General features: G+C 72.1%; 13 protein-coding genes and 1 riboswitch. Of the genes, 9 read left to right on the top strand and 4 right to left on the bottom strand.

Translation table 11 applies throughout. The annotated features are described in order from the left end of the window. The first annotated feature begins 143 nt into the window (after nucleotides 1–143). A riboswitch (cyclic di-AMP (ydaO/yuaA leader) is annotated at nucleotides 144–310 on the top strand. 3 nt (nucleotides 311–313) lie between these two features. The 5 genes from ABZ340_RS16455 (at nucleotide 314) to ABZ340_RS16435 (ending at nucleotide 4,922) form a co-directional block, all read left to right on the top strand. Next, nucleotides 314–1,081, top strand: a complete 768-nt coding sequence (locus ABZ340_RS16455) for a transglycosylase family protein (RefSeq protein WP_358782466.1) — start codon at nucleotides 314–316, stop codon at nucleotides 1,079–1,081. 369 nt (nucleotides 1,082–1,450) lie between these two features. After that, nucleotides 1,451–2,731: a phosphopyruvate hydratase gene (eno, locus tag ABZ340_RS16450; RefSeq protein WP_358782465.1), complete on the top strand. Its 1,281-nt coding sequence runs from the start codon at nucleotides 1,451–1,453 to the stop codon at nucleotides 2,729–2,731. Nucleotides 2,732–2,842: 111 nt separating this feature from the next. Beyond that, nucleotides 2,843–3,319 carry a septum formation initiator family protein gene (locus ABZ340_RS16445; protein ID WP_358782464.1) on the top strand — a complete coding sequence of 159 codons (477 nt, stop codon included), beginning with the start codon at nucleotides 2,843–2,845 and terminating at the stop codon, nucleotides 3,317–3,319. A gap of 116 nt (nucleotides 3,320–3,435) precedes the next feature. After that, complete coding sequence (locus ABZ340_RS16440) at nucleotides 3,436–3,984, top strand: DUF501 domain-containing protein (protein ID WP_358782463.1); 549 nt, start codon at nucleotides 3,436–3,438, stop codon at nucleotides 3,982–3,984. Beyond that, a complete protein-coding gene (locus tag ABZ340_RS16435; protein WP_358782462.1) occupies nucleotides 3,981–4,922 on the top strand; it encodes a Ppx/GppA phosphatase family protein in 942 nt (313 codons plus the stop codon). The genes ABZ340_RS16440 and ABZ340_RS16435 overlap by 4 nt, the downstream gene beginning before the upstream one ends. Before the next feature lie 102 nt (nucleotides 4,923–5,024). Here the strand turns inward: ABZ340_RS16435 and ABZ340_RS16430 are convergent, their stop codons facing one another. Next, nucleotides 5,025–6,227, bottom strand: a complete 1,203-nt coding sequence (locus tag ABZ340_RS16430) for a PP2C family protein-serine/threonine phosphatase (RefSeq protein WP_358782461.1) — start codon at nucleotides 6,225–6,227, stop codon at nucleotides 5,025–5,027. Between the two features lie 555 nt (nucleotides 6,228–6,782). On the opposite strand from ABZ340_RS16430, the gene ABZ340_RS16425 reads away from it, so the two are divergent. Next, nucleotides 6,783–8,165: an NAD(P)/FAD-dependent oxidoreductase gene (locus ABZ340_RS16425; RefSeq protein WP_358782460.1), complete on the top strand. Its 1,383-nt coding sequence runs from the start codon at nucleotides 6,783–6,785 to the stop codon at nucleotides 8,163–8,165. A gap of 135 nt (nucleotides 8,166–8,300) precedes the next feature. Here the strand turns inward: ABZ340_RS16425 and ABZ340_RS16420 are convergent, their stop codons facing one another. Continuing rightward, nucleotides 8,301–9,059 carry a GntR family transcriptional regulator gene (locus ABZ340_RS16420; RefSeq protein ID WP_358782459.1) on the bottom strand — a complete coding sequence of 253 codons (759 nt, stop codon included), beginning with the start codon at nucleotides 9,057–9,059 and terminating at the stop codon, nucleotides 8,301–8,303. 483 nt (nucleotides 9,060–9,542) lie between these two features. Here ABZ340_RS16420 and ABZ340_RS16415 point away from each other — a divergent pair, with 483 nt between their 5' ends. The 3 genes from ABZ340_RS16415 (at nucleotide 9,543) to ABZ340_RS16405 (ending at nucleotide 12,260) form a co-directional block, all read left to right on the top strand. Then, nucleotides 9,543–9,827 (top strand): hypothetical protein, encoded by a 285-nt coding sequence (locus ABZ340_RS16415; protein WP_358782458.1) that lies wholly within the window; start codon nucleotides 9,543–9,545, stop codon nucleotides 9,825–9,827. Further along, entirely contained in the window at nucleotides 9,824–10,612 is a 789-nt protein-coding gene (locus ABZ340_RS16410; RefSeq protein ID WP_358782457.1) for an ATP-binding protein, read from the top strand. Before ABZ340_RS16415 ends, ABZ340_RS16410 begins: the two co-directional genes overlap by 4 nt. Before the next feature lie 343 nt (nucleotides 10,613–10,955). Next, nucleotides 10,956–12,260, top strand: coding sequence for a cyclopropane-fatty-acyl-phospholipid synthase family protein (locus ABZ340_RS16405; protein ID WP_358782456.1), 1,305 nt, complete (start codon nucleotides 10,956–10,958; stop codon nucleotides 12,258–12,260). 134 nt (nucleotides 12,261–12,394) lie between these two features. Here the strand turns inward: ABZ340_RS16405 and ABZ340_RS16400 are convergent, their stop codons facing one another. Together ABZ340_RS16400 and ABZ340_RS16395 are read right to left on the bottom strand one after the other, a co-directional pair. Next, a complete protein-coding gene (locus ABZ340_RS16400; RefSeq protein WP_358782455.1) occupies nucleotides 12,395–14,923 on the bottom strand; it encodes an ABC transporter permease in 2,529 nt (842 codons plus the stop codon). Nucleotides 14,924–14,992: 69 nt separating this feature from the next. Then, complete coding sequence (locus tag ABZ340_RS16395; RefSeq protein WP_358782454.1) at nucleotides 14,993–15,763, bottom strand: ABC transporter ATP-binding protein; 771 nt, start codon at nucleotides 15,761–15,763, stop codon at nucleotides 14,993–14,995. Nucleotides 15,764–15,966 lie beyond the last annotated feature (203 nt).

Genomic DNA, 15,966 nt, shown 5'->3' with positions numbered 1-15,966 from the left:
AAACGCGGTGAGAGATAGGTCTCAGAAGCCCTGATCGTCTTTGAAATTCCGTCGGTGGCCTGTCTACGGTCATGAGCGCTCGCCACCGCGGGCCCCGGCTGCCGCAACGCCGAATCCTGCCAGCGGCCGTCCGGGAACAGTCGTCGCGTCAAGCGCCGCAGGCAGGAGCGGGGGACCCAAGGTAAGCGCCGCGCCGGGCAGTTGAGCCGGAGCGGCTAGGGGTGGAGCCGAGTCCCGCAAGGGGCCCGGCCGGGCAACTCAACCGGCCCGAACCCGACAGCTCACCTCGCAGGCGTCGGTGAGGGGATCAACCATGCTGTTTTCCGGCAAGGGCAAGCACCGTCGTCCGTCCAAGGCCACCCGCGCCATCACGCTCGCCGGTGTCGCCGGCGCCGCCGTCGCCGCCCCGCTGATGGCGGCCGGCAACGCCTCCGCCGCCACCGCCTCCGAGTGGGACGCCGTCGCCCAGTGCGAGTCCGGCGGCAACTGGTCCATCAACACCGGCAACGGCTACTACGGCGGTCTGCAGTTCTCCGCCTCCACCTGGGCCGCGTACGGCGGCACGCAGTACGCCGCCACCGCCGACCAGGCCAGCAAGGAGCAGCAGATCGCGGTCGCCGAGAAGGTGCTCGCGGGCCAGGGCAAGGGTGCCTGGCCGGTCTGCGGCAAGGGTCTGTCCGGCGCCGCGTACACCGGCGGCGGCGCGTCGGCCGGCTCGGACAACGGCTCCGGTTCCTCGGCCGGTTCCTCGGCCGGTTCGAACACCGGCTCCGGCAGCTCGGCCGGTTCCTCGGCCGGCTCGTCGTCGGCCCAGTCCGAGACCACGACCCGTTCGACCGAGCAGAAGGCATCCCGCTCCCAGGAGCGCCCGGCCGCCTCGCAGAAGACCGTCACCACCCCGACCGGCGAGAAGGTCGAGAAGGGCGACGGCGAGTACAAGGTGGTCGAGGGCGACACCCTCAGCACGATCGCCGCGGACCACGGCGTCCAGGGCGGCTGGGAGAAGCTGTTCCAGCTGAACAAGGACATCGTCGAGGACGCCGACCTCATCTACCCGGGCCAGCAGCTGCACCTGAAGTAAGGCGCGGCACCGGCCCGCCCGGCCCCCGGGCTCCCGCCCGATTCCCCCCACGGGCTCCCGCCCGGCCCCCGGGCTCCCCGCCCGGTCCCCCCACGGGCTCCCCGCCCCGGTGCGTGTCCCCCGTACGCACCGGGGCGGGGTTTTTCGCGCCGCGCCACGACACCTCCGGACGGGCCCGCACGGCGGCCCGCACGGGGGACGTGTTTGTTCCGTTCGGAAACAATTTACTCTCGGTTCTGTCCAACGGGTGGGTGACCGGCTGGCCGATCGCCCGGAGCCGGTTAGGCTCGTCCCGCAGAGCCACACGGTTTCTCTGGCAGAACCGCCGCGGTCCTGCCCACCCGCGTCACATCCAAGAAGGAGATGCTCGTGCCGTCCATCGACGTCGTCGTAGCCCGGGAAATCCTGGACTCCCGAGGCAATCCCACGGTCGAGGTCGAGGTCGGCCTCGACGACGGCAGCACGGGTCGTGCCGCCGTTCCGTCCGGCGCCTCGACCGGCGCCTTCGAGGCCATCGAGCTGCGCGACGGCGACACCAACCGCTACCAGGGCAAGGGCGTCGAGAAGGCCGTCCTGGCCGTCATCGAGCAGATCGGCCCGGAGCTGGTCGGTTACGACGCCACCGAGCAGCGCCTGATCGACCAGGCCATGTTCGACCTGGACGCCACCGACAACAAGGGCTCCCTGGGCGCCAACGCCATCCTCGGCGTGTCCCTCGCCGTCGCCCACGCCGCCTCCGAGGCCAGCGACCTGCCGCTCTTCCGCTACCTGGGCGGCCCCAACGCGCACCTGCTGCCGGTGCCGATGATGAACATCCTGAACGGCGGCTCGCACGCCGACTCCAACGTGGACATCCAGGAGTTCATGATCGCCCCGATCGGCGCGGAGTCCTTCTCCGAGGCCCTGCGCTGGGGTGCCGAGGTCTACCACACCCTGAAGAAGGTCCTGAAGGGCAAGGGCCTGGCCACCGGCCTCGGCGACGAGGGCGGCTTCGCCCCGAACCTCGGCTCCAACCGCGAGGCCCTCGACCTCATCCTGGAGGCGATCAAGGAGGCCGGTTACACCCCCGGCGAGCAGATCGCCCTCGCCCTCGACGTCGCCGCGTCCGAGTTCTACAAGGACGGCGTGTACGTCTTCGAGGGCAAGGAGCGCACGGCCGCCGAGATGACCGAGTACTACGCCGAGCTGGTCGAGGCGTACCCGCTGGTCTCCATCGAGGACCCGCTGTTCGAGGACGACTGGGAGGGCTGGAAGACCATCACCGCCCAGCTCGGCGACAAGGTGCAGCTCGTCGGTGACGACCTGTTCGTCACCAACCCCGAGCGCCTGGCCCGCGGCATCGAGGAGGGCGCCGCCAACGCCCTGCTGGTCAAGGTCAACCAGATCGGCTCGCTGACCGAGACCCTGGACGCCGTCGAGCTGGCCCAGCGCAACGGCTTCAAGTGCATGATGTCCCACCGCTCCGGCGAGACCGAGGACGTCACCATCGCCGACCTGGCCGTCGCCACCAACTGCGGCCAGATCAAGACCGGTGCCCCGGCCCGCTCCGAGCGCGTCGCCAAGTACAACCAGCTGCTGCGCATCGAGGAGATCCTCGACGACGCCGCGGTGTACGCCGGCCGCAGCGCCTTCCCGCGCTTCAAGGGCTGACCGGCCCGGCAGAAGGCAGCGTCGTCCGTACGTCCCCGTACCCGGTCCCGTACCGTGTGCGGGGACGTACGCACGTAGGACGGCCAGGACGGCGCAACGGGAGGCGGGGACATGGCGGTGAAGGACCGGGACCGTTTCTCCACCACGACCCGGATCCGGCTGCTCGGTGAGCAGACGGCGGCCCGGGTCTACCGCTCGCAGTCCAAGCGGCAGGCCCGCCGCTCCCGGCTGACCGGCCGGGCCGCGCTGCTCGCGATGGTCGTCTGCTCCCTCGTCGTGGTGCTCGCCTATCCCATAAGGCAGTACGTCGCCCAGCGCGGCGAGATCGCCGACCTGCGGCGGCAGAAGCAGCAGACCCAGGAGCGGGTCGAACGCCTGCGCGACCTGAAGGCCCGCTGGCAGGACGACGCGTACGCGGAGCAGCAGATCCGGCAGCGGCTGCACTACGTGATGCCGGGCGAGACGGGCTACGTCGTCATCGACCCGGACGCGACCGAGCAGTCCCGCACCGACCTCGGGGCGGCCGACCGCCCCTGGTACCTGAACATCTGGGGCGGTGTGGACGAGTCCGACGCCGCCGGCCGGTGAGGACGGCCCCGCCCCGCGATCCGCGGCCCTCCGTCCGCGGCCCGCGCCCCCTCCGCCCACGATCCGCGCTCCACGTCCCACGTATCCACGGACAGAAAGACAGCCTGAACACCGCCATGGAAACCCCTCCGCCGCCCACCCCGCGCACCGAGCCCACCGACGCGGACGTCGAGGCCTTCAAGCAGCAGCTCGGGCGTCCGCCGCGCGGGCTGCGCGCCATCGCGCACCGCTGCCCGTGCGGGCAGCCGGACGTCGTGGAGACGGCACCGCGGCTGCCCGACGGCACGCCCTTCCCGACGCTGTACTACCTGACGTGCCCGCGCGCCAACTCGGCGATCGGCACGCTGGAGGCCGAGGGCGTGATGAAGGAGATGACCGAGCGCCTGGCGGCCGACCCGGAGCTGGCCGCCGCCTACCGCGCCGCGCACGAGGACTACATCCGGCGCCGCGACGAGATCGAGGAGCTGAAGAACTTCCCGAGCGCGGGCGGCATGCCGGACCGGGTCAAGTGCCTGCACGTCCTGGTCGCCCACTCGCTGGCGGCCGGTCCGGGCGTCAACCCGCTGGGCGACGAGGCGATCGCGATGCTGCCCGAGTGGTGGCGCAAGGGCCCGTGCGTGACGGTTCCCGAGACCGCCGGAACCTGTGGGGAGGACGAGCAGTGACCCGTGTCGCCGCCGTCGACTGCGGTACGAACTCCATCCGGCTCCTGGTCGCCGACGCCGACCCGGCCACCGGCGAACTGACCGAGCTGGACCGGCGCATGACCATCGTCCGCCTCGGCCAGGACGTCGACCGCACCGGCCGGCTCGCCCCCGAGGCGCTGGAGCGGACCTTCGCCGCCTGCCGCGAGTACGCGGAGATCGTCAAGGCGCACGGCGCCGAGCGCCTGCGTTTCGTGGCGACGTCCGCCTCCCGCGACGCCTCCAACCGCGACGACTTCGTGCGCGGCGTCCGGGACATCCTCGGCGTCGAGCCGGAGGTGATCAGCGGGGACCAGGAGGCCGAGTTCTCCTTCACCGGCGCCACCAAGGAACTGACGGGCCGTGCGGACCTGCACCGCCCCTTCCTGGTGGTGGACATCGGCGGCGGCTCGACCGAGTTCGTCGTCGGTGACGACCACGTCCGTGCGGCCCGCTCCGTCGACGTCGGCTGCGTCCGCATGACCGAACGGCACCTGGTGCGCGACGGCGCGGTCACCGATCCGCCCGCCGAGGAGCAGATCGCGGCGATGCGGGCCGACATCGAGGCGGCCCTCGACCTCGCCGAGCAGACTGTCCCGCTGCGCGAGGCGCGCACGCTGGTCGGTCTGGCCGGCTCGGTGACGACGGTGTCGGCGATCGCGCAGGAGCTCCCCGCGTACGACTCCACCGCCATCCACCACTCCCGCGTCACCCGTGACCGGGTCCGCGAGATCACCGGCCGCCTGCTCCGCTCCACCCACGCCGAGCGCGCCGCGATCCCGTCCATGCACCCGGGCCGCGTCGACGTGATCGCCGCCGGGGCTCTCGTCCTGCTGGCGATCATGGAACGGACCGGCGCGGAGGAGGTCGTGGTCAGCGAGCACGACATCCTCGACGGAATCGCCTGGTCGGTGGCGTAGAAGCCCGAAGGGCCGCCGGGAGGCGGGCGGTCCGGCGGGGTGCGCCCGGCGTGCCCCACCGGCCCGTCCGGGGCCGGTCCGTGGGCAGGGGCCGCGCGGCCCTCAGTGCTCGGCGGACGGTCCCGTCGAGTCGGGCGGTGCGGCGCAGCCGTCCTCGGGACCGGCCGAACCGGGCTCCATGCGCGCGGGGGGCCGGTACGGCGCCTCCGTGACGGTGGCCGCGATCAGTGCCAGGTCGTCGGCGAGGACGCCTCCCGCGTGCCGGTGCACCAGCCGGGCCACGGTCTCCACCACGGCCGGCGGCCCCTGCCGCCGGCAGTCGGCCAGGCCCTCCTCGGGCGTGAAGAAGACACCGTCGGCGTTCCGCGCCTCCAGCAGGCCGTCCGTGCACATCAGCAGCAGATCGCCGGGGGCGAAGGGGCGCGTGTCGTACTGCCAGGGGCCCGGATCCAGTTCGCCGAGCCCCAGCGGGAGCCCGGGGTCGGCCGGCTCCCACGTCCGGACGCCCTCCTCGCCGACCAGGAACGCCGGGCAGTGGCCCCGGCTGATCAGCCGGACCTCGCGGCCGCCGGGCGGGAACTCGGCGATGGCCGCCGTGACGAACTGCTCGCTCTCGGCGCCGCCTCCGATGCGTACGGCGGCCAGGTCGCGGGTGTGCCGGGCGACGGCCTCGTCCAGGTGCCGGGCCAGCAGCGGCAGCGTCTCCGTGTGGTACGCCGCCTCGCGGAAGCTGCCCACCAGGGCGGCCACGCGGGGAATCGCGTCCAGGCCCTTGCCGCGCACGTCGCCGATGAGCAGCCGTACGCCGTACGGGGTGTTCTCGGCCGCGTAGAGGTCACCGCCCACGGCCGCCGCGTCGGAGGCGGCCTCGTACCGTACGGCGATCCAGGTGTGCCCGAGCCAGGCCCGTACCGGGGGCAGGACCGCGCGCTGCGCGGACTCCGCGGTCTCGCGGGCACCCCGCAGCCGCCGGTGCAGCGCCAGCCGCAGCAGGCACAGCGGTACGGCGGCCCAGGCCAGCAGGAGCAGGGAGAAGTAGTCGACCACGGCGTGGCCGCCGTCGACCTCCAGGTGCCCGGCGAGCAGGAGCAGACCGGCAGCGCTGTTGAGGACCGCCACCAGGGCGACCCGGCGCAGGGAGTGGACGCAGGCGGCGATCATCGCGCTGAGGACCAGGAAGACGTCGCCGCTGAAGGCGCCGGGCGTGGGCAGGTCGACGGCGAGGGCCAGGCCCACCAGCGCCAGGGGCAGCCACTGCACCCAGCGCGGCAGCGGGAGGTCCGCCGGCTCCGTGGCATGGGACACCAGTCCCGTCGTACGGCGGTGCGGACTCATGGCACCCCTTTCCGGAGCTGCCGGGCGGGAACCCCTTACTCCTCGAAGCCTTGCCGAATCCGGCAAAAGGGGCAAGGAAGACCCCGCCGTACGCCTGTCCGATTCCCCTGTCGGGGGTGCCGTGTGAGCTGGTCAGGGAACGGATGAGCACCCTTGCGGAGGGTGGGGGCGGCCCGGCGGCGATGTCCGGCCGGAAAGTTCGTGAAGTTCTTCACAAGGAATTGGGTCCGGCCGGACGGCTCCTGTGGCCGCGTTGACCCTTTTGGGGGCTCAACTGCCCTTTGAACACGTTCAGGAGAGCGCTCCGGGAGGAGGTCCGGCGGGCGGGGCGGAGGGGGGTCCGGGGCGGTCCGGCGGGCCTGAAGGGCAGCTCACGAGCCGTTGACAACGACCTCCCCTGCGCGGTGGTTCCCTTTCGGTGCCATGATCTCCGTCACGTGAGCGGCGGAGTGTAACACAGCCCTCGTCGGAGCTTGTGAAGGGGCGCACGAGGGGACCCCCGGGAGCGGGTGGATACTCGATGGCATGAGCACCACGGAGCGTCCCAGGATCCTCGTAGTAGGCGGTGGGTACGTAGGCCTGTACGCAGCTCGACGCATTCTGAAGAAGATGCGTTACGGAGAGGCGACCGTCACCGTCGTCGACCCCCGGTCGTACATGACCTACCAGCCCTTCCTCCCCGAAGCCGCCGCCGGCAACATCTCCCCGCGGCACGTCGTCGTCCCCCTGCGACGCGTGCTTCCCAAGGCGGAGGTCCTCACCGGCCGGGTCACCACCATCGACCAGGACCGCAAGGTCGCCACGATCACCCCCCTCGTGGGCGAGGCGTACGAGCTGCCCTTCGACTACCTGGTCATCGCCATGGGCGCGGTCTCCCGCACCTTCCCGATCCCCGGCCTCGCCGAGCAGGGCATCGGCATGAAGGGCATCGAGGAGGCCATCGGCCTGCGCAACCACGTGCTGGAGCAGCTCGACAAGGCCGACTCCACCACGGACGAGGAGATCCGCCGCAAGGCGCTCACCTTCGTCTTCATCGGCGGCGGCTTCGCCGGCGCCGAGACCGTCGGCGAGGTCGAGGACATGGTCCGCGACGCCGCCAAGTACTACAAGAACGTGTCCCGCGAGGACATGCGCTTCATCCTGGTCGACGCCGCCGACAAGATCCTCCCCGAGGTCGGCCCCAAGCTCGGCACGTACGGCAAGGAACACCTCGAAAGCCGCGGAGTCGAGGTCTACCTGTCCACCTCCATGGAGTCCTGCGTCGACGGCCACGTGGTGCTGAAGAACGGCCTCGAGGTCGACTCCAACACGATCGTCTGGACCGCCGGCGTCAAGCCGAACCCGGCCCTGTCCCGCTTCGGCCTGCCCCTCGGTCCCCGCGGTCACATCGACTGCGAGCCGACGCTCCAGGTCAAGGGCATGGACTACGTCTGGGCCGCGGGCGACAACGCCCAGGTCCCGGACCTCGTGGGCCGCAAGAACGGCAACCCGAACGCCTGGTGCCCGCCCAACGCCCAGCACGCGCTGCGCCAGGCCAAGGTGCTCGGTGACAACGTCCTGTCCGGCATGCGGGGCTTCCCGCAGAAGGACTACAGCCACGCCAACAAGGGCGCGGTGGCGGGCCTCGGCCTGCACAAGGGCGTCGCGATGATCGTCATGGGCAAGATGAAGATCAAGCTCAAGGGCCGTCTCGCCTGGTACATGCACCGCGCCTACCACGGCATGGCGATGCCGACCTGGAACCGCAAGATCCGGGTCTTCGCCGACTGGACGCTCGGCATGTTCCTCAAGCGCGAGGTCGTCTCGCTCGGCGCGATCGAGTCCCCGCGCGAGGAGTTCTACGAGGCCGCCAAGCCGGCCCCGGCGCCCGCCGCCGCCAAGACCGAGGAGAAGGCCAAGGCCTCCTGACCCCACGGTCACCGGACGTGCCGTCGCCCCACCGGGCCTGACGGCACGTCACCCCTCACCCTCCCGAAGGGGCCGCCCGCCATCCGTGGTGCGGGCGGCCCCTTCGGCGTCTCACCCGCTTCCTGCGCTCCTGGCCTACGGCCGGTCGATCCCGAACTCGTAGGCCACTTCCCAGCGGGCGTCGGGAACGACGATGTCCGCTGTCTCCACGGGGCGCCCGTCTGTGTCGTAGTACGTCCGTTCGATCTCCAGCACCAGGTCGCCCACGCTGATGCCCAGCAGGTTCGCCTGGGCCTGGGTGGCGCGAGAGGGGCGCGGCACCTCGACCGCTGTCTCGACCTCCACGCCGATGGAGCGCATCCTCTCCACCACCCCCATCCCCGCGAGGGGACCCATCTCGGGCAGGACGACCGGCGTCCCGTCCGTGATGGCCATCGGTTCCCAGGACTCCGAGAGCTGGACGGGCTGCCCGTCGGACAGGAACTCGTAACGGGTGGTCACGCAGAGGTCCCCGGGAGTGATGGCCAGCCGCTCGGCGATGGCGTCCGGCGCGGGGACGCGGGCTCGGCTGTGCGATTCCCAGGTGCCTGCCCTGCCCTGTTCCCTCATGTCGGCGCGGAAGGGGGACCCGTTTCGGCGTTCGCGGTGGCGTGAGCGGACCATCCGCATGCGCTCACGTGGTTTCCGGACGTATGTGCCCGATCCGGCGCGCCCTTCGAGAAGACCCTCGACGATCAGCCGGTCCATGGCCCGCTGGGTGACGTTGCGGCCCACGCCGTACTCCTCGGCGAGTTGCGCGCGGGAGGGCAGGCGCGCTCCGATCTCCCACTCTCCCGCGAGGATGCGGGCCCGAAGGGAGTCGGCCACTTCGAGGTACGGCGCCTCTCGGGGCATGGCGGCTCTCCGGTTCCTCAGCCGTAAGACGGCGGTTCTTCCGACGACGTTGACAAGCTACTGCATCAGGTGGAAGCTACTGGAGTAGAAATACTCTCAGTGCTCGGTTCATCACGGGGGGCTTCTTCGTGTGCTCTGTGACGTCGCGCGCGGTCGCGCTGGCCGCCGAACTCACCGCTCTGGCAGGGCATACGGCGCACACCGAGAAGCTCGTCGGCCGGATTCGTGTCAGGGTCGCGCTTCCTGCGCCGCTCACGGCCGTCTGCCGCCGTTCGCTCCTTCTGGTCCTCGCCGGGGCCGACCGGTACGGCCATGACGTGACGGCGCGAGGCGCGTACGTCTGGGCGGAGGTCGACACCGGTGAACCGGGCGCTCCATCCGGCAGGTGCTCTTCGAAGGGGTGTTGACCTCGTGCTCCGCGCTCTCGCTCGCGTACTGGACCGCATCCGGGACGCTCTCGTTCTCCAGGGAAGGCACCGCAAGGTGCCGCAGACCCGCGTCGCGCCGCCGAGGCGGCTTCCTGCACCCGCCGTCACGGTGATGTCCCGCGCCGGGGTGTTCCGTGATGCGGTCGCCCCCACGGTCCGTTCCTGGTACACCCCCATCGACGGCACCTCCACCCTCCTCGTCCGTCCCTACCTCACCGCCCACGAACGTGAGGAGGACGCCCGTCTTCAGCACCTGTGGCGTGACATCCCCTGGCGTGCCGCGTACGGCGTCGGTCTCGGCGCCCGCGACGTCCACGCCCGCCCGGGGGCCGCGTCATGAGCGGCGAGACGGGCCGCGTACGGCTCCTGCCCTGGGCCGGTGCCCTCGGGCAGCCCTGCCTGCTGCTGACGGACGGTCACGGCGGGACCGCCTCCCGGCTCGCCGACCGGATCGAGGACGCGCAGCTCGGGCTGGCGGACCGGCTGCTCGGCCGGGCGCGGGCCGCGCTCGCGCAGGGCCGGGGCGGGGGCGAACCCGGCGAGCTGACCGGCCAGTTGGCCGACGCGCTCGCCGACGCGCTGCTCATCGCCGCGTCGCGAGGCGCCCGCCTGGGCGAGGCGAGAAGGGGCGTGACGGACGGGTCCGCCCCGCTGCCGTCACCCGCCGCCGTCCTCCACGAGGTCCTGGCGCACGACCGGGCCGGAACCCGGGGCTTCGCCCTGTTCGCCCTCCCCGGCCGTGACCGCGCGTCCGCCCCCACGGCCCGGCGCCACGTACGCGACACGGCCCGCGCCTGGAGCCTGCCGCCCGCCACCGTGGACGACCTGGAGACGATCACCGGGGAACTGGTCGCCAACGCCCTGGAACACAGCGACAGCCACACCGTGTCCCTCGCCTGCGCCCTCACCGGGGAGGCGGCCGTGGTCGGCGTGACCGACGAGGGCACGGCGCCCCTCCCGGTGACGTCCCTCCGGCCGGACGGGCCACCGGGAGAGGAGCGGGAGCGCGGCCGGGGACTGCTGATCACCGAGGCGCTGGCCACGCGCTGGGGAACGCGGCGGCTGGACGGCGGACTGACCGTCTGGGCCGAGATCGCCCTCGAACCGGCCGGGCCCGCCGGATGAAACCCGCCGAGCCCGTCGGATGACTCCGCCGGCGCCGCAGTACCGGCGGGTGCCCGGGCCCGCCCCGGCCCGCCTACGAGAACCGGCTGCATCTCCCGTACGGCAAGCCGGTCACCATCACCACCGAACTCGGCGCGTGGACGATCGACACGACCGGCCTGCCGCGCTACAGCGCGAAGGACATGGGGGCGGCTCCGGAGCCGCGGCCGTGACACGGCCGGCGGACAGGCGGTACGCGCACCCGCTTTGCCGAGCCATGACCCCGATGCGGGACTGCGCCGGGCGCGCGCAGGTGTTTACGTGGTGGGGAACATCCGGGATCGCTGTCACGGAGGTGTACGCCATGGCCGACGCCGCGCCGCGGCTGAAGGGGTTTGTCGAACAAGCGTTGGGGGCGCCGCTCCCGGTGCGCATCCGCGCCTGGGACGGGTCGCAGGCGGGCCCGCCGGGCGCGCCGGTCCTGGTGGTGCGCAACCGCCGGGCCCTGCGCCGGCTGCTGTGGAAGCCGGGCGAACTGGGCCTGGCCCGCGCCTGGGTGGCCGGCGACCTGGAGGTCGAGGGCGATCTGTACACGGCGCTCGACCTGCTCGCCGGACTGATCTGGGAACGCGGGGAGGACGCCCGCAGCCTCGGCCAGGCACTGCGCGATCCCCGGGTCCGGGACGCCGTACGCGGGCTGGTGCGGATGGCCGGGCCCGCGCTGCCGCCCGCGCCGCCCCGCGAGGAGGTCCGCAGGGTCCGCGGCCACCTGCACACCCGCCGCACCGACAAGCGGGCCATCAGCCACCACTACGACGTCGGCAACGACTTCTACGAGCTCGTCCTCGGCCCCTCCATGGTGTACTCCTGCGCCTACTGGCAGGCCCCGGAATCCGAGGGCGGCACCCTGGAGGACGCCCAGCGCGACAAGCTGGAACTGGTCTGCCGGAAGCTGGACCTGAAGCCCGGTCAGCGCCTGCTCGACGTCGGCTGCGGCTGGGGCTCCATGGCCGTCCACGCCGCCCGCGAGCACGGGGTGAGCGTCGTCGGCGTCACCCTGTCGCAGGAGCAGGCGGCGTACGCCCGCAAGCGCGTCGCCGACGAGGGACTCACCGACCGGGTGGAGATCCGCGTCCAGGACTACCGGGACGTCGCCGACGGGCCGTACGACGCGATCTCCTCCATCGGCATGGCCGAGCACGTCGGCGCCGAACGGTACCTGGAGTACGCCCGGGACCTGTACGCCCTGCTGAAGCCGGGCGGGCGGCTGCTGAACCACCAGATCGCCCGGCGCCCGGAGAAGGACGAGTCCGCCTACCGGGTGGACGAGTTCATCGACGCCTACGTCTTCCCCGACGGCGAGCTCGCGCCCGTCGGCACCACCGTCACCCAGCTGGAGCGCGCCGGGTTCGAGGTGCGCGACGTGGAGTCGATCCGCGAGCACTACGCCCTCACCCTGCGCCGCTGGGTCGCCAACCTGGAGACCCACTGGCCGCGCGCCGTGGAGCTCACCAGCCCCGGCCGGGCCCGCGTCTGGCGCCTGTACATGGCCGCCTCCGCGCTCTCCTTCGAGCGCAACCGCATCGGCGTCAACCAGGTCCTGGCCGTGAAGACCCCCGAGTCGGGCGACTCCGGGATGCCGCTGCGCTCCCGCACCTGGAACGGCTGAACGGGGCAGACGGGAAGTCCGTGAGAACGGCGAAGGGGCCCCTGCTCCCGTGGAGGGAACAGGGGCCCCGGCCGCTGCACGGGCCCTGAGCCGCCCGGCTGTACGAGCCCCGAGCCGCCCGGCCTTGCGCCCGGCTACTCGGCCTTGATCGCCTGGAGCGTGTTCAGCCGGGCCGCCCGCCGCGCCGGCCACAGCGCCGCCAGGACGCCCACGGCCGCCGCCAGCAGCAGGAAGACGGCCATCCGGCCCCACGGCAGGACCAGCTCGTACGTCGCCAGCGACGTGCCGAGGAGCTTGCCGGCCGCCCAGCCGAAGAACACGCCCAGGCCGATGCCGAGCACGCCGCCGAAGAGGGAGATCACCAGGGACTCCAGGCGGACCATCCGCTTGACGCCCCGGCGGTCCAGGCCGATCGCCCGCAGCATGCCGATCTCCTGGGAGCGCTCGAAGACCGACATGGCCAGGGTGTTGACGACCCCGAGGACGGCCACGATCACCGCCATGGCCAGCAGGCCGTAGAGCATGTTCAGCATCAGCGTGAACATCTGCGCGATCTCGTCGGACAGGTCCTTCTTGTCCTGGACCTTGATCGCCGGGTTGCTGCCCAGCGCCTTCTCCAGCCGGTCCTCGGCCGCGTCCGACGCGCCGCCGGAGGTCTTGACCATCACCTGGAAGTCGCCCGGATCGCTCTGGTGCGGGGCGAGCGTCGCGGTGTCGAGCATGATGCCGCGCATCATCTCGTTGCCCTCGTAGACGCCGGCGACGGTCAGCTTCTGCTTCCGGCCGTCCTCGTAGGCGACGGTGAAGGCGGAACCGGCCTTCCAGCCGTGGCGTACGGCGGTCTTGTCGTCGACGGTCACCCGGGTGCCGCCGATCTCGAAGGCACCGTCCTTCACCGCGAGGTCGGTCAGCTCGCCGATGGTGGAGCCGTCGACGCCGGTGAGGTACTCGGTCTCGCCGCCGATGCGGGAGGGCGCGATGCGCAGCGGGCTGGTGGCGGTGACGTCGCCGGACCGCTCCAGCTTCCGCTCGACGTCCGGCGACAGCACGTTGCCGTTGGCCATGGAGACCACGTAGTCCGCCTCGATCGCGGACGCCGCCATCTTGTCGATCGACTTCTGCAGGCTGCCCGCCACCACCGTCATGCCGGTGATCAGGGTGAGGCCGATCATCAGCGCGGAGGCGGTGGCGGCCGTACGGCGCGGGTTGCGCACCGAGTTCTGCCGGGCCAGCTTGCCGGAGACCCCGAACAGGCGCAGCACCGGGGAGGCGGCGGCGATCAGCGGGCGGGACAGCAGCGGGGTCAGGACGAACACGCCGATGATCAGCAGGACGGCGCCCAGGCCCATCGGGGCCTGCCCGTCCGAGCCGCTCATCGTGGTCGCCGCGAGGACGACCGCGATGCCGGCGGCCGAGAACAGGGCGCCGAGCGTGTTGCGCAGCACCAGCGACTTGGCCGTGGCCGTGGCGTGCACGCTGCTCATCGCCGCCACCGGCGGGATCTTCGCCGCCCGGCGGCCCGGCAGCCAGGCGGCCACCATGGTGACCAGGACACCGACCGCGAACGCCGAGACGATCGTGCCCGGGGAGACGACCAGCGGCCCGTCGGGCACGGTCGCACCGATCGAACCCATCAGGGAGCGCAGCCCGGCCCCGATGCCGATGCCGGCGACCAGACCGGCCACGGCGGCGGCCAGGCCCACCACGAACGCCTCGATCAGCACCGACCGGGTGACCTGGCGGCGGGAGGCGCCGACCGCGCGCAGCAGCGCCAGCTCCTTGGTGCGCTGGGCGACCAGCATGGTGAAGGTGTTGGCGATGATGAACGTGCCGACGAACAGCGCGATGCCGGCGAAGACCAGCAGGCCCTGCTTCATGCCGCTCATCGACGAGGCGATCGTCTCCGCCTGGTCCTCGGCGAGCCGCTCGCCGGTGGTGGTCTCGACGAGGTCCTTCGGCAGCGCCCGGTCCAGCTCGGCCTTGAGCGCGGCCTGCGTGACGCCCGGCTTCGCCTCGACGGCGATCTCGTCGTACGTGCCCGTCTTGCCGAACAGCTTCTGCGCGGTCGCCGTGTCGAACAGGGCGAGGCTGCCGCCGGCCGCGACGTTGCCGTCGTCCGTGGTGAAGACACCGGCGACGACCGGCGTCAGGACGGGCCCGTCGACGGACAGGCGTACGGTGTCGCCGACCCGGTAGCCGGTGCGCCGGGCGGTCTCGGAGTCGATCAGGACCTCGCCGGGTCCCTTCGGGGCGTGGCCCTCGACCAGCGGATAGCGGGGGTCCTCGGTGCCCCAGTAGTTGCCGCCCCGCGTGCCGAAGCCGTCGCCTGCCAGCTTGCCGTCCTTGCCGGCGAGGGCGGTGAAGCCGCCGACGACACCGACGGCGTGCGCGGCACCGGGCACCCGCGCGCTCTTCTCCAGCACGGCCTGGGTCAGCTCGGGCGTCCTGCCGACCCGGTCGCCCTCGGCGTCCTGGTACTCGGGCCGCACGGCGACGTCGACATGGTCGAAGCCCTTGGCGGAGCTCTTCTGCAACGCGCCGGAGATGGTGTTGGTGAAGACCAGGGTGCCGGACACGAACGCCACGCCGAGCATCACGGCGAGCACGGTCATCAACAGCCTGGCCTTGTGCGCGAGTACGTTGCGCAAGGCGGTTCGGAACATGGGGTCGTCTCAGTCCAGAAGTACGGGTGCGGGGGCGGGGCGGACGGTGTGAGGGGAGAGGGGCGTGCGTCAGCTGGTGCGGCCCTTGGCGTCGAACCGCTTCATGCGGTCCAGCACCGCGTCGGCCGTCGGCCGGGACAGCTCGTCGACGATGCGGCCGTCCGCCAGGAAGACCACCCGGTCCGCGTAGGCCGCCGCCACCGGGTCGTGGGTGACCATCACGACGGTCTGCCCCAGTTCCCGTACGGAGTTGCGCAGGAAGCCCAGCACCTCGGCGCCCGAGCGCGAGTCGAGGTTCCCGGTCGGCTCGTCACCGAAGATGATCTCGGGCTTGGAGGCCAGCGCCCGGGCCACGGCGACGCGCTGCTGCTGGCCGCCGGAGAGCTGGGAGGGCCGGTGGCCGAGCCGGCCCGACAGGCCGACCATCCCGATCACCGTGTCCAGCCACTGCCGGTCCGGCTTGCGGCCCGCGATGTCCATCGGGAGGGTGATGTTCTCCAGGGCCGTCAGCGTCGGCAGCAGGTTGAACGCCTGGAAGATGAAGCCGATCTTGTCCCGGCGCAACTTGGTGAGCTGCTTGTCCTTCAGGGAGCCCAGTTCGGTCTCGCCGATGCGCACCGAACCGGAGGAGAAGGTGTCCAGCCCGGCCACGCAGTGCATCAGCGTGGACTTGCCGGAACCGGAGGGGCCCATGATCGCGGTGAACTCCGCCTGCCGGAAGTCGACGGAGACCCGGTCCAGGGCGACCACCCGGGTATCGCCCTCACCGTAGATCTTCGACAGCTCCGTGGCGCGCGCGGCCACGGTGGTGGACCGGCCGGCGAGGGATGCGGTGGTCATGGGAAGGCACTCCTGACGGGACGACGGTGCCCCCGGCGACGGGCCGGGGTGGTTTCCGGGGATGTCGTCCATCCTCCCGGCCGCGGCGGGCGGGGGAGTCAGCCGCTGTTCCGGTTCCGGGGGGCGACTTCGGTCGGACCGGGCGCAGCCGCGTCATACCTGGGGATGACGGGCGACCCTGAGACGCCGGGAATTCGTGGGGA

It is taken from the genome of Streptomyces sp. NPDC006134 (assembly GCF_040628835.1).
Lineage (GTDB): Bacteria > Actinomycetota > Actinomycetes > Streptomycetales > Streptomycetaceae > Streptomyces.
This window is presented reverse-complemented; position numbering and strand designations above follow the sequence as displayed.